Raw genomic sequence first — 13,230 nt, forward strand, 5'->3', positions numbered from 1 at the left:
TCGCGGCCTGACTGGAGCCAACGTCACATGCCCGGAGCCCGCTGCCCGGCAATTTCCACCACATTCGCGACACGACCCTGGCGCGGGTCGATACTCGCTATCCCGAACTGCTGACCGAGATAACGCTGCTGACCGCGCTGCGCACCGCCGCCACAAGCGCCATGGTCGCCCGCCATCTGGCGCCGAAGGGCGCCACCACTATGGCCATGATCGGCAATGGCGCGCAGTCCGAGTTCCAGGCCCTGGCCATGCGCGCGATCTGCGGGACCGACCGGCTGCGGCTTTACGACATCGACCCGGCCGCGACGGCGAAACTGGTGCGCAACCTTTCAGACCTCGGCTTTGATCTGACCGCCTGCAAGACCGCGCAGAAGGCCATCGAGGGCGCGCAGGTCATCACCACCTGCACCGCCGACAAGCAGTATGCGACGATCCTGACCGACAACATGGTGGGCGCGGGGGGCCACATCAATGCCATCAGCGGCGACTGCCCCGGCAAGACCGAACTGCATGGCGACATCCTGCGCCGTCGGACGTGTTCGTGGAATACACCTCCCAGACGCGGATCGAGGGCGAGATCCAGCAGATGCCCGCCGATTTCCCCGTAACCGAGATGTGGCAGGTCATCGCGGGCGCTGCGCCCGGCCGCACATCCGACCGCCAGATCACGCTGTTCGACGGCGTGGGCTTCGCCATCGAGGACTTCTCGGCGCTGCGCTACGTCCGCGACCTGCTGGAAGGCTCCGGCTTTTTCCAAGACCTCGACATCATCGCCGATCCGGACGATCCGCGCGACCTGTTCGGGATGCTGATCCGGGCGGGCGCCTCATCCGCCGGTATGCAGCGCGAAGGCGCCACGCTTTGACGTCATCGCGCAAGGCATGGGCCTTGCGCGATCCGTTCTGCCGTCAGCTTGCCGAAAGCCAGGCGTTGAAGCGTTCTGTTAACTCGGACTCGTGATCGACCCAAAAATCGTAGGACGACGCGAGTGCGTTCTTCATGTTGTCGGGGTTTGTCGGCATGTTCGGGGCCATCTCGGTCTTGCCATCCTGATAAAGACCGACCAATGGCGCCGATGATTTGCGGGCCGGGCCATAGCTGATCCATTTCGCCTGATCAGCCAGCCGCTGCGTGCCGGTGGCAAAGGCTATGTATTCCAGTGCCGCGTCCTTGTTGGGCGCGCCTTTCGGGATGGCGAACAGGTTGTATTCATAAACCTGCCCGTCCCAGACCATGTCGAAGGGGCGGCCCTCAGACACGGCGGCGTTGAAAATCCGGCCGTTATAGGCGGTAGACAGCACCACCTCGCCGTCGGCCAGAAGCTGTGGTGCCTGCGCCCCGGTTTCCCACCAGACGACATCCTTCTTGATCGTGTCCAGCTTGGCGAAGGCGCGGTCCACGCCCTCGGCCGTGGACAGCAGGTCATAGACCTGATCCGCCGGAACACCGTCGCCCATTAGCGCCATTTCCAGCAGCGCCTTGGGTGCCTTTTTCAGGCCGCGCTTGCCGGGGAACTTCCCTGTATCGAAGAAATCGGCGATGGTCCTGGGCGGGCTGTCCGGAAAGCGGGTTCGGTCATAGGCATAGACGGTCGAGAAGACGATCGATCCCACGGCGCAATCGCTGAGACCCTGAGGCAGAAAGTCGTCGGTCGCGGGGGTGCCGTCCGGGGCACGGGGCAGGATAGCGGGGTCGATCTCCTCCAGCAGACCTTCATCGCACAGGCGTATGGCATCGGCATATTCGATGTCCACCACGTCGACGGTGACATTCCCAGCCTCGACCTGCGCCTTGATAGGGATGGCCGGATTGTCGCTGTCGACCGACACGACAGTGATGCCGGTTTCAGTGGTGAAGGGTTTTTGATAGGCCTCGACCTGGCTCTGGCTGTAGGTGCCGCCCCAGGACATGACGGTAATCTGTTCCGCCATGCCGGCGGACGCGATCAGGGCAAGGGCGGTGCCGAGGATGAGAGACGTCTTCATGATGCTTCCCGTGCTGGATGTGAATCATCAGCCCGACCATGGCGACATGGATGGCTGTCTTTTCCTCAAACGGAGCGCCGAAATTCGCCGTCTGTCAAAGGAGCTTTCCTCATGCAGAGATGAGAAATATTCATGCTCAAGCATGAGGTTCACAAACGCCCGGGTTTGTGGGCCTCCTTGTGCAAGGAACTGTCTTTCCCATGGAGTGAGGAGAAACAGAAATGTCGCGGGTCATGGTGGATTTTCTTGCAGATGCCGTGTGGAAAGGCAGGCAGATAATCTGCTGAAAGGTCGCTGAAGGCACAGGCGATATGCGGTCTTCAGGAGGTAAATCGTGCATCAGTCGGACGTTGTATCAGCCCTGCAGGATCTTGTTGGCGGATTGTCTCCGGGCGACCGCTTGCCAGCCGAGCGTGCCTTGGCCCGCAGCCTCGGCTGCAGCAGGCAGACCCTGCGCGCGGGCCTCGCCGCCCTGCAACGCGAGGGCCTGATCTGGCGGCACGTCGGGCAGGGGACATTTGTCGGACCAGCGCCGCGCGGCCTTGCCCTGCGTGGCGCAATGCTTCCCGCCGATGCCTCGCCTGCCGATCTGATCCGCGCCCGTCTTCTTTTGGAACCGCCAATTGCGGCGGAGGCAACCAGGCGGGCCGATGCCTCGGACATCGCAGAACTGCAAAGGCTGGTCCAGGCCGGGCGTCGCGCGCAGCGGATCGCCGATTGCGAACGGTCGGACAGCGACTTTCATCATGCGATCGCGCGCATGACGCGCAATCCTGCCGTGGTAGGGGTGATGGCCTGGCTGACGGACGCACGTCGCCATGCCCCATGGCAGCGGGGCTGGAATCGCAGCTATCGCCGGCTTGCGGCGGCGACGTTCCAGACCAGTCACAGCGATCAGCACCGGCAGATCGTGGACGCAATCGCAGCCGGTCACGACACCGTTGCCTTTGATGCGATGACCGGGCGTCTGGAGAAGATCGGGACCGGGTTAGACACTGTCTTTGCAGCACACGACTTTAAACTGCCCGGATATTCAGCATGGGCAAGTTCTGGATAACCCCACCAGACGCTTTGCCTTACGCTAGGGCAACTGAGGGGGATACCATGCACAAGTTCGCAACACTCTGCGTCCTGCTGATGACGGGCGGTGCCGCATTCGCGCAAGATAGCGATCTGGATATTGCCATGCTGCTGCCAGGCAGGATCGACGATAGCGGTTTCATGGAGGCGGGCTACAACGGCCTGCTGCGCATCCAGAAAGAGTTCGGCGCCGAGATTTCCTACATCGACGGCATCAAGCCCGAACGTGACCTTCTGGCCGGGGCCTTGCGCGAACTGGCGGAACGCAAGCCCGACATGGTCATCGCCCATGGAGGCCAGAACAGCGAGGCGGCCCAAATCGTCGCGGCGGAATATCCCGATGTCCGCTTTGTTGTCGTTCAGGGCCATGTCACCGGCCCGAACCTGTCCAGCTATGAAGTCCTACAAGAGGAAAGCGCCTGGCTGGCGGGCGCCGCGGCGGGCCTGTTGACCGAAACGGACGTGGTGGGCCATATCTCGGGCATCCGGGTGCCGCCGGGGCTGAAGGGGCGGGGGGCATTCTATCACGGGCTGATGCATACCAATCCCGAAGCGCGCTTTCTGACGATCTTTGCGGGCGACCAGGACGACAACGCCCTGTCGCAGCGCGTCGCCACCACCCAGATCGGGGAAGGTGCCGACATTATCTTCACCATGCTGAACGCCGGCCGCAGCGGTGCGACCGAGGCGATGCGTGGCACGAAGACCCGCCAGATCGGCAACGTGATCGACTGGACCGCCGTCGAGCCGGGCATCTTCGTGGCCTCGGCCCTGGCCGATGTGGGCATTCCTAGCGTCGAGGCCGTGCGCGACCTTGCCGATGGCCAGTGGCAGGCCGGCACAGTCAAGGCGATCGGCCTGGAAAACCCGGCGGCGGTGTCGCTGGCCCTGTCGTCCGATGTTCCAGCGGATGTGCGGGCCGAAATCGACAGCTTGCGCGACCAGATTGTTGCGGACCGCATCACGGTCGCCACGGATTACGACGGACCCGAACTGGCTCCGTGATCACCGCGTCCGGCCCATGTTTTCCTTCAACGTCTTTCCCAAAGATCCATGTTGCTGCCCCTTTCGCTTCTTTTCGTCGGCGCGGTCCTGACGCTCAACGGCCTGTGGATGCTGAAGCGCATCTCGGACAAGGAGATCGTGATCATCAACCTTGCCGTGTCCGTCATCACCGGGACCGTGGCCTTGATGGGCATGGCCGAGGCCAGCACGCCCGCTACGGTCAAGGCTGCGGCGCCGACGCTGCTGTTCACCCTCACCTACCTTTGGGTTGCGGTGAACCGGCTGACGGGATCGGACGGGCGAGGGCTTGGCTGGTTCAGCCTGTTCGTGGCCGTCTCGGTCCTGCCGGAAGCCGCGGGAACGCTGCGCCATGCCCCGGACGCGATGACCGTCTGGCTGGGCCTCTGCTGGGCGTGCTGGGCAGGCCTGTGGTTTCTCTACTTTCTGGTGCTTGCCCTTGAAAGGCCGCTGGAGCGCGCGACGGCGATCGCCACCTTGGCAAGCGGCATCCTCACTGCCTGGATGCCTGCCCTGACAATGCTGTACGACGCGACATGAGGCATTGCACGTAATTGGGGCACCTTCCCTTTCATGTGCAAATTCAGAAGGCTATCCATGCCTGCAAGACAAGCGGAGAGCAAGAATAATGGGACAGATCGACGACAAGCTGGAGGGCATCTTCGACGAGGTGATGCGCCGCAACGCCGGCGAGGCCGAGTTTCACCAGGCCGTCCGCGAGGTGCTGGAAAGCTTGGGCCGCGTGGTTGCCAAGCATCCCGAATACCTGGACAAGGCGCTGATCGAACGCATCTGCGAACCCGAACGCCAGATCATCTTCCGCGTGCCGTGGACGGACGACAGCAATCAGGTTCGTATCAATCGCGGCTTTCGCGTTCAGTTCAACTCGGCCATGGGTCCCTACAAGGGCGGGCTGCGGTTCCACCCGTCGGTGAATGTCGGGATCATCAAGTTTCTGGGCTTTGAGCAGACCTTCAAGAACGCGCTGACCGGACTGCCCATTGGCGGCGGCAAGGGCGGCTCGGACTTCGATCCGAAAGGCCGCTCGGATGCCGAGGTGATGCGCTTCTGCCAGAGCTTCATCACCGAGCTGTATCGGCACCTGGGTGAATACACTGACGTGCCCGCAGGCGATATCGGCGTGGGTGCGCGCGAGATCGGCTATATGTTCGGACAGTACAAGCGGCTGACGAACCGCTATGAGGCCGGCGTGCTGACCGGCAAGGGCCTGTTCTATGGCGGCTCGCGGGCCCGCAAGGAGGCCACCGGCTATGGCAACACCTATTTCACCCGCGCCATGCTGCAGACCGGGGGCGACGATTTCGACGGCAAGACAGTGGTCGTGTCGGGGTCGGGCAACGTGGCGATCTATTCCATCGAAAAGGTGCAATCCTATGGCGGCAAGGTCGTGGCCTGTTCGGACAGCAGCGGCTATGTCGTGGATGAGAGCGGGCTGGACCTCGACCTGATCAAGGAGATCAAGGACGTGCGGCGCGGCCGCGTTTCGGAATACCTGCGGCTCAAGGGCGAGGGAAATGGCGTCTATTTCGTCAAGGCGGGCGAAGGGTCGATCTGGGACGTGCCCTGCCAGGTCGCCATGCCCTCGGCCACGCAGAACGAACTGACCGGCAAGGACGCCAAGACACTGATCAGGAACGGGGTGCAGGCGGTCGGCGAAGGCGCCAACATGCCCTCGACCCCCGAAGCGATCCGGGCCTTCCAGCAGGCAGGCGTCAAGTTCGGTCCGGGCAAGGCCGCCAATGCGGGCGGGGTGGCGACCTCGGCACTGGAGATGCAGCAGAACGCCTCTCGCGACCGCTGGAGCTTCGAGAGGACCGAGGCCAGACTGGCCGAGATCATGCGCGACATCCATGACAGCTGCCATGAGACGGCAGAGGAATACGGTGTGCCGGGCGATTACGTGACGGGCGCCAACATCGCGGGCTTTATCCGCGTGGCCGAGCCGATGCGTGCCTTCGGGGTGATCTGACACCACAGTGCAGCAGACGAAAAAGGTGGCCGAAGGGCCGCCTTTTGCGTACAATTCAGGTTTGCTCAGTCTTCCAGCGGCCTGCCAGCGGTTTCCCGGCAGGACAGCATGGCCATCAGGGCAACAACCGCTGCGGCCACCAGGAACCAGGCGGGTGCGGCCTTGCTGCCCGTGACCGAAATCAGCCAGGTCGCGATAAAGGGCGCGGTGCCGCCGAACAGGGCATTGGCTGTGTTGAAGCTGAAGGCAAAGCCGGAATAACGCACGCGCGTCGGGAAGATCTCGGTCAGGAAGCAGGGCAGGGTGCCGTCATTCACGGTCAGCAGGGCGCCGAAGATCACCTGGATCAGCACGATCATCCCGAAGGTGGCGCCATCCAGCATGCCGAACAGCGGCACCGTCAGAACCATGAAAAGGACCGAAGCGGTCATCAGTGCCGTCTTGCGTCCGAACCGATCCGACAGCGTGCCCATCAGGAAGATCAGGAAGATATAGGCAAACAGCGCGATGCTGTTGGCCAGGAACGATGCGCTTTCGTCCATGCCCATCTCGGTGATCAGATAGGTCGGCATGTAGCTGAGGATCAGGTAGAACCCGACCGCATTGAGGCAGGTGACGGCAAAGGCGCGGATGACCGGCTTGCGATAGGTGGTGAACAGTTCCCTGGTCGGGGTCGCTTCGACGTGATGGCGCGCTTCCAGTTCGCGGAAGCGGGGCGTGTCCTCCAGCTTCAGGCGGATATAGAGGCCCACAAGACCCATCGGGAACGCCAGAAGCAGCGGCAGGCGCCAGCCCCAGCTTTGCAGCTGCGCCGTATCCAAGAGCGAAAACAGAAGGGCCGAGATCAGCGACCCGGCCAGCAGGCCCGCCGCGGTGCTGGCGGGAACCATGCTGGTATAGAACCCGCGCTTTTCCGGCGGGGCGTACTCGGCCAGGAATGATGCCGCCCCCGCATATTCACCGGATGCGGAAAAGCCCTGCACCATGCGCAGGACCAGCAGCAGGATCGGCGCTGCAAATCCGATCTGCGCATAGCCGGGAAGAAACGCGATCAGGGTCGTTGCGCCCGACATGATCAGGATGGACCAGGACAAGGCGGTTTTCCGCCCGATGCGATCGCCGATGCTGCCCCAGACAATCCCCCCGATGGGTCGGATGATGAAGGAGATCGCGAAGACCCCAAAGGTCGCAAGCAGCGCGGCCGAGGGCGCGATCTCGGGGAAGAACACCACCGCGATCACGGTGGCGAAGTAGCCGTAGGACGCGTAATCGAACCATTCGACGAAGTTGCCGATGAAGCTGGCGGTCAGAACCTTACGCAGGACGGCAGGCGTGGCCCTGGCATCAGCCAAGGCATCCGGACCCGCGGCGGCAGGGACGGTCATGGCGGTCATGGTCTCCTCCCATGTGGACCGATGATGACATGTGTCATCGTTGCCGGCCTAACCCTCCCGGTCCGCCGGACGGCTTTCGCATGTCGCTGAAAGAAAAACGGCGGGGTTTGCGCCCCGCCGGTTCATTCTGTCAGGCGGCCTTGGCCTTGCCTGCGTTCCTGACGATCAGGTGGTCCGGGCCATAGGGGAAGCCGGCGATGTTGCGGTTGCCCCCTTCCTCGATCACCAGGATGTCGTGTTCGCGATAGCCGCCCGCGCCGGGCCGGCCTTCGGGAATGGTGATCATCGGCTCCATCGACACGACCATGCCGGGCTCCAGCACCGTTTCGCAATCCTCCCGCAGCTCCAGCCCGGCTTCGCGGCCGTAGTAATGCGACAGGACCCCGAAGCTGTGCCCATAGCCGAAGCTGCGGTATTGCAGCAGGTTCTCGGCGGCGTACATCTCGTTCAGCTCGGCCGCGATGTCCGAGCATTTCGCCCCCGGCACCAGCAACTCCTTGCCGCGGTCATGGACCTTGCAGTTGAAGTCCCACAGGCGGATGTGTTCGTCGCTGGCTTCCTCGGCAAACAGGGTGCGCTCAAGGGCGACGTAATAGCCCGCGACCATCGGGAAGCAGTTCAGCGACAGGATGTCGCCGCGCTGGATCCTGCGCGAGGTGACGGGATTGTGGGCACCGTCGGTGTTGATGCCGGACTGGAACCAGGTCCAGGTGTCCAGCAGTTCGGCCTCGGGCCAGGTCCGGGCGATCTCGCGCACCATCGTGGCGGTGGAGTGCAGCGCCACCTCGTGTTCGGGCACGCCCACGGCGGTGGCTTCGACGCAGGCCGCGCCGCCGACATCGGCGATGCGGGCCATCTCAGAGATATGGGCGATCTCCTCGGCCGACTTGATCATGCGCAGGCGCATGGCGGGGGCGGCGATGTCCACGAACTCGACACCCGGGAACTCGGACTTCAGCAGGGCCAGCAGGTCGATGTTGACATGGTCGAACTCGATCCCGATGCGCCGGGCAGTCCCGATGATCTGGCGGATGGCGTGGAAGTAGTTGTCCTTCTGCCAGTCGGTATAGGTCAGGTTCCTGCCGCCGAAGGTCCGGCGCCACGGCTGGCCGCCGTCGATGCCGGCGCTGATCGACGTCGCATGGTCCTGGTCCACGAAGAACCCATAGCGCCGCCCGAACTGGCAATACATGAAGTCGGCATAATAGTTGATGTTGTGATAGGACGTGAACAGCGCCGCATCGATGTCCGTGTCGGCCATGTGCTTGCGGATCGCATCCAGCCGGCGCCGCATCTCGGCATCCGAAAAGGTGCCCTTGGCCTTGTCGCCGTTGCCGAGGAAATCCTGAAGTCTTTCACGCTCGGTCATCGATTCCTCCTGATATGATATTTCCTGAAACCTGCATGCAGGGTTTGCAGCGGTCGAAAGACCAATTATAAAGGATTGATTAGGTTTTCTCATACACGGTGACTGATGTCCCAGCCGCCGCTGAACGCCCTGCGCGCCTTCGAGGCCGTGGCCCGCACAGGCAGCTTCCGTGCGGCGGCCGAAGATCTGTTTGTCACGCAATCCGCGATCAGCCACCAGATCAAGCACCTGGAAGACTGGCTGGGCGTGTCCTTGTTCGATCGCAACGGGCGGGCTCCGAGGCTTTTGCCGCGGGGTGCCGCCCTGGCGCGCGACCTGACGACAGCATTCGACGGCATAGACGGCGCCTGCCGCCGCGCGCGGCCTGCATCCCATGATGGAGCGGTGGTGGTGGCGGCCATTCCGTCCGTGGCGGTCTGCTGGCTGATTCCCCGCCTGCCGCGCTTCCGGGCCTTGCATCCGGAGATCCAGCTGCGGGTGATCTATGCCCACCACGGCCACGAGATCGACGTTGCAACAACCGACGTGGCGTTCATCTTCGCCGACGCGCCCCCTCGATCGGAGGGCACCTTGGCCGAACCGTTTCTGTCCGGGCGCAGCGTTCCGGTCGCCAGCCCCGTCCTCGTCGGCACGGCTTCGGTCGAACTTTCAGCCCCGTGGCTGCTGCGAACGGGGCTGTTGCACGACACTGACCTGTCGGGGTGGCAAACTTGGCTGGGGCGTGCGGGGGCGGATGTTCCCGACCGGCTGCCTGGGGCAATCTTCGAGGATTTCAACCTGCTGCGCGCCGCAGCCCTGGCCGGGCAGGGGGTGGCGCTGTGTTCGCTGGCGATGATCGGGCCGGACCTGGCCGAAGGATGCTTGGTGCAGCTGTCGGACATGTCGGTTCTGGAGGAGTATGACTATTACCTGATTCAGTCCAGCCTTACCCCGCGCGACGCGGGACGGCGCAAGGCACGCGAGGCGTTCCTGTCCTGGATCAGGCAGGAACAGGCCTGCGCGCCGGCCATGTCAGAGCGCATCCGACGGTATGGGGTTCGCAGCCGCAAGCCAGACGGTTAGGGGGCAGCCCGTTCCGGCCCGATCAGCTGTTTCAGGATGGCAGCGTAGATCTTCACCCCTATGGGGATCAGTTCGTCGGGGAAATCGTAGTCGGGATTGTGAAGGGCGGGCCTGTCCTCATCTGCGCCCAGCAGCATGATCGCCGCCTTCGCGTGTCGGCCGAAATGGCCGAAATCCTCGGAGGCACGCATGGGCAGCAGGCCCACGTTGCACGGGACTGCTGCTTCCTCCATTGCCTTACGAACAACGGCGGTGGCGTCTGGATCGTTCTCGGTCGTGACGAAAACGTCGGAGTAGCCGATCTCCAGATCCAGCCCCTCGCCTTGTGCAACCTCCTGCGCCAAGGCCTCGGCTCGTTCAACCAGGCTGGACATCGCGGCGTTGGTCAGTGTCCTTAAAGTCACAAACAGTCTGGCTTCGCCGGGGGCAATCCCAAAGGCGGGCGCGCCCATTTGGGCATGGGTCACCGTCACCACGGCAAAGCCGAAATCGCCAGTGGGGGTGCCGCTTGGGCTGCTCAATGCAGTCAGCCCCGGCATGAGACGAGAGATCGCCGCCATCGGTGAAAGGCCCATTTCCGGCTGGGAGGCGTGGGCAGTCCTGCCCGTCAGCCGCAGCGTCATCCCGCGCGAGGCGCAGCAGACCGGACCGTCCTTGATCAGCATCTGACCAAAGGGAATACCCGGCATGTTGTGGATCGCGAAGGCGTAGTCGGATTTCAGGGCGTCAAAGGCCGCGTCGTTTACCACCGCAAGCGCGCCCGAACCGTCCTCCTCGGCGGGCTGAAACATTAAGACGACCGCACCGGAGGCGGGGCGCTGTTGTCCCAGGATGCGGGCCATTCCGGCAAGAATCGCCATGTGGCCGTCATGGCCGCATTGATGCCCCTTGCCAGGCGAAGTGGATCTGTGAGGCACATCAGCCAGATCCTCAATCGGCAGCCCGTCCAGTTCGCAACGCAGCAACACGCGCAGTCCGGGTGTGCCACTATCATAGATTGCAGCAACGCCATAACCTCCTATTCCCGTGATGATGCGGTCCGGCGCGGTGTTCGCCAGAAACGCTCCAACCGTTTCGGCTGTGCGCTCCTCTTGTCCCGAAAGCTCGGGTTGGCGGTGCAAGTTGCGCCGCCATTCGATCAGTTCCGCGACGCCGAAATCAGAGAGCAATGGATGATCTGCGGTCTTGGTCATCAGGAGGCCTCCACATGTCTGGGGTATAACGCACGATCATGCATATGCCGTCCAATTACCCAAGGTTTGTCTGACGTCAGCGCCCATGGGACAGATTAGGCCGATTGCGTGACAGAGGGTTTCTGGCTCATCGTAGCATTCATGGAGCGAAGATGAGCAAGAAACCCGTGACAACAAAGGACGGTGCCGAGCGGGTCGTCAAAGACATCCGCCGGGCGACGCGCAAGATCCACAATGCCGAAGAGAAGATCAGGATTGTCCTGGCGGGGCTTCGGGGCGAGGACAGCATTGCCGAGCTGTGCCGCCGCGAGGGGATCGCCCAAAGCCTGTATTATAGCTGGTCAAAGGAGTTCCTCGAGGCTGGCAAGAAGCGCCTCGCCGGCGACACTGTCCGGCAGGCGACCAGTGGCGAGGTCAAGGATTTGCGCGCCGAGGCTCTGGCCCTCAAGGAGGTGGTGGCCGACCTCACTCTCGAGAACCGGCTGCTCAAAAAAAACACGACCGGGGCTGGGGGCGAGCACGAATGAGATACCCTGCCTCCGAGAAGCTCGAGATCATCCGCATCGTCGAGCAATCCCACCTGCCGGTTCGCCGGACCCTGGCGCAGATCGGGGTGCCGCCGACAACCTTTTACCGGTGGTATGATCGATACGTCGAACACGGACCGGAGGGGCTGGAAGACCGCCCCTCACGGCCATCCCGGGTCTGGAACCGCATCCCCGATGCTGTGCGTGACCGGATTGTCGCTCTGGCGCTGGAAGAGCCCGCCCTGTCGCCACGAGAGCTTGCCGTTCGCTTCACGGACACAGAAAAGTATTTTGTGTCGGAAGCGTCCGTGTATCGGCTGCTCAAGTCCTATGACCTGATCACCAGCCCTGCCTATGTGGTGATCAAGGCTGGCGACGAGTTCAGGAACAAGACCACCCGGCCAAACCAGATGTGGCAGACCGACTTCACCTATCTCAAGGTGACAGGCTGGGGATGGTTTTACCTGTCCACTGTCCTGGATGACTTTTCGCGCTACATTGTTGGCTGGAAGCTGTGCACCACCATGAACGCGGACGATGTCAGCGCCACGCTCGACATCGCCCTCGGTGCATCAGGATGTGACAGCATCGCCGTGCTGCACAAGCCGCGGCTGCTGAGCGACAACGGCCCCTGCTACATCGCTGGCAACTTGGCCGAATACCTCGAAGAAAATGGCATGGACCATGTCCGTGGCGCCCCCAACCACCCTCAGACGCAGGGCAAGATCGAGCGCTGGCACCAGACCCTCAAGAACCGCATCCTTCTGGAAAACTATTACCTGCAGGGCGACCTTGAGGCGGCCATCGCCGCCTTTGTCGAGCATTACAACAACCACCGCTATCACGAGAGCCTCGGCAATCTCACGCCCGCTGACGTCTACTTCGGACGCGGCCCGGCCATCCTGGCAGAAAGGGAGAAGATCAAGAAACTGACCATCCAGAACCGGCGCTTGAACCATCTGCGCCAGGCAGCATAACCTCAACCCACAGAGCCAGAGCCCTCCAGACCAAACTCAGGCCGCCTGTTCCAAATCATTCGACGACGGACACGCCACGCGGGCTTTCTTCGCGCCGACGCGCCGCATCAGGCCGAGCCCCCAGCTTTTGAGCGGACTGGTTCCGCGCCAACTCGTCAGCAGGCAATTGGCGGCTTCGTAGAGATAGTGCCGCGCTACCCCATCGCCTTGCCGGCTGATCGCGCCGGACACATCCTTTTCTCCGGATTGGTACCTCTTTGGCGTCAGCCCGAGATATCCTCCCACATCACGTGTGCGTCGGAACCGCCCGGGATCCTCAATCGCCCCCACAAAGGCCAGCGCCGTAACCGGGCCCACTCCGGGAACCGACATCAGTCGCCAGCATGTTTCGGAACGCTGCGTGAGGGCTCGCACTTGGCGATCCAAGGCGGCAATCTGCATCTCGATGGCCGCCAGCGCCTCTAACAATGCATTGACGCATGCGTAAAGCAGATCATCCTGGCAGACCGCTGACCGCGCCGCCTCGTCGAACCGTTTTGTGCCCTACCGTGAGGCCAGCCTGATCCCGAACGGACGCAAGAGGCCCCGGATCTGACCAAAAAATGTCCGCTTGTTCCGAACCAGCTGATC

At 62.8% G+C, this 13,230-nt stretch carries 11 protein-coding genes and 1 pseudogene; 7 read left to right on the plus strand and 5 right to left on the minus strand.

Annotated features, from left to right (window positions below):
• Positions 1-77: 77 nt before the first annotated feature.
• A pseudogene (gene ocd, locus OU682_RS21835) lies at positions 78-865 on the plus strand (ornithine cyclodeaminase); the annotation flags it as partial.
• A gap of 43 nt (positions 866-908) precedes the next feature.
• On the opposite strand, the gene OU682_RS21840 reads toward ocd, so the two are convergent.
• Positions 909-1,985: an ABC transporter substrate-binding protein gene (locus OU682_RS21840; RefSeq protein ID WP_268944311.1), complete on the minus strand. Its 1,077-nt coding sequence runs from the start codon at positions 1,983-1,985 to the stop codon at positions 909-911.
• A 334-nt stretch (positions 1,986-2,319) separates the two neighbouring features.
• Between OU682_RS21840 and OU682_RS24420 the strand changes: the two genes are divergently transcribed.
• The 4 genes from OU682_RS24420 to gdhA all read left to right on the plus strand — a co-directional run bounded on the left by OU682_RS24420 (position 2,320) and on the right by gdhA (position 6,078).
• Positions 2,320-3,042: a FadR/GntR family transcriptional regulator gene (locus OU682_RS24420; protein WP_371832297.1), complete on the plus strand. Its 723-nt coding sequence runs from the start codon at positions 2,320-2,322 to the stop codon at positions 3,040-3,042.
• A 47-nt stretch (positions 3,043-3,089) separates the two neighbouring features.
• Positions 3,090-4,070, plus strand: coding sequence for a BMP family protein (locus OU682_RS21850; RefSeq protein WP_268944313.1), 981 nt, complete (start codon positions 3,090-3,092; stop codon positions 4,068-4,070).
• A 48-nt stretch (positions 4,071-4,118) separates the two neighbouring features.
• Positions 4,119-4,628 (plus strand): AmiS/UreI family transporter, encoded by a 510-nt coding sequence (locus OU682_RS21855; protein WP_268944314.1) that lies wholly within the window; start codon positions 4,119-4,121, stop codon positions 4,626-4,628.
• Between the two features lie 88 nt (positions 4,629-4,716).
• Positions 4,717-6,078 carry an NADP-specific glutamate dehydrogenase gene (gene gdhA, locus OU682_RS21860; protein WP_268944315.1) on the plus strand — a complete coding sequence of 454 codons (1,362 nt, stop codon included), beginning with the start codon at positions 4,717-4,719 and terminating at the stop codon, positions 6,076-6,078.
• Positions 6,079-6,143: 65 nt separating this feature from the next.
• Here gdhA and OU682_RS21865 read toward each other — a convergent pair whose 3' ends face one another.
• Both OU682_RS21865 and OU682_RS21870 read right to left on the minus strand, forming a co-directional pair.
• Positions 6,144-7,472 carry an MFS transporter gene (locus OU682_RS21865; protein ID WP_268944316.1) on the minus strand — a complete coding sequence of 443 codons (1,329 nt, stop codon included), beginning with the start codon at positions 7,470-7,472 and terminating at the stop codon, positions 6,144-6,146.
• A 130-nt stretch (positions 7,473-7,602) separates the two neighbouring features.
• The gene (locus OU682_RS21870) at positions 7,603-8,841 is read right to left on the minus strand and encodes an aminopeptidase P family protein (RefSeq protein ID WP_268944317.1); all 1,239 of its coding nucleotides are present in this window, start codon (positions 8,839-8,841) and stop codon (positions 7,603-7,605) included.
• Positions 8,842-8,946: 105 nt separating this feature from the next.
• Between OU682_RS21870 and OU682_RS21875 the strand changes: the two genes are divergently transcribed.
• On the plus strand, positions 8,947-9,903 hold the full coding sequence (locus OU682_RS21875) for a LysR family transcriptional regulator (protein WP_268944318.1): 957 nt from the start codon (positions 8,947-8,949) through the stop codon (positions 9,901-9,903).
• On the opposite strand, the gene OU682_RS21880 is transcribed toward OU682_RS21875, so the two are convergent.
• The gene (locus tag OU682_RS21880) at positions 9,900-11,096 is read right to left on the minus strand and encodes an amidohydrolase (RefSeq protein WP_268944319.1); all 1,197 of its coding nucleotides are present in this window, start codon (positions 11,094-11,096) and stop codon (positions 9,900-9,902) included. The two genes, OU682_RS21875 and OU682_RS21880, sit on opposite strands and share 4 nt — an antisense overlap.
• A gap of 152 nt (positions 11,097-11,248) precedes the next feature.
• Between OU682_RS21880 and OU682_RS21885 the strand changes: the two genes are divergently transcribed.
• Positions 11,249-12,600 (plus strand): IS3 family transposase gene (locus OU682_RS21885; protein ID WP_268944320.1). Its coding sequence is split into 2 segments (ribosomal slippage): positions 11,249-11,585 and positions 11,585-12,600, totalling 1,353 coding nucleotides; the frame shifts between segments, so codons are not numbered across the junction.
• 36 nt (positions 12,601-12,636) lie between these two features.
• On the opposite strand, the gene OU682_RS21890 is transcribed toward OU682_RS21885, so the two are convergent.
• Complete coding sequence (locus OU682_RS21890) at positions 12,637-13,068, minus strand: transposase (protein ID WP_268944321.1); 432 nt, start codon at positions 13,066-13,068, stop codon at positions 12,637-12,639.
• Positions 13,069-13,230: the final 162 nt, after the last annotated feature.

Origin of the sequence: Paracoccus benzoatiresistens, from assembly GCF_026913015.1 — a bacterium.
Taxonomy (GTDB): Bacteria; Pseudomonadota; Alphaproteobacteria; order Rhodobacterales; family Rhodobacteraceae; genus Paracoccus; species Paracoccus benzoatiresistens.

Excerpts from the sequence above, each read along its gene's own strand:
- OU682_RS21855 (WP_268944314.1), top strand. The coding sequence starts at position 4,119 with ATGTTGCTGCCCCTTTCGCTTCTTTTCGTCGGCGCGGTCCTGACGCTC.
- OU682_RS21880 (WP_268944319.1), bottom strand. The coding sequence starts at position 11,096 with ATGACCAAGACCGCAGATCATCCATTGCTCTCTGATTTCGGCGTCGCG.
- OU682_RS21875 (WP_268944318.1), top strand. The coding sequence starts at position 8,947 with ATGTCCCAGCCGCCGCTGAACGCCCTGCGCGCCTTCGAGGCCGTGGCC.
- OU682_RS21865 (WP_268944316.1), bottom strand. The coding sequence starts at position 7,472 with ATGACCGCCATGACCGTCCCTGCCGCCGCGGGTCCGGATGCCTTGGCT.
- OU682_RS21870 (WP_268944317.1), bottom strand. The coding sequence starts at position 8,841 with ATGACCGAGCGTGAAAGACTTCAGGATTTCCTCGGCAACGGCGACAAG.
- OU682_RS21840 (WP_268944311.1), bottom strand. The coding sequence starts at position 1,985 with ATGAAGACGTCTCTCATCCTCGGCACCGCCCTTGCCCTGATCGCGTCC.
- OU682_RS21850 (WP_268944313.1), top strand. The coding sequence starts at position 3,090 with ATGCACAAGTTCGCAACACTCTGCGTCCTGCTGATGACGGGCGGTGCC.
- gdhA (WP_268944315.1), top strand. The coding sequence starts at position 4,717 with ATGGGACAGATCGACGACAAGCTGGAGGGCATCTTCGACGAGGTGATG.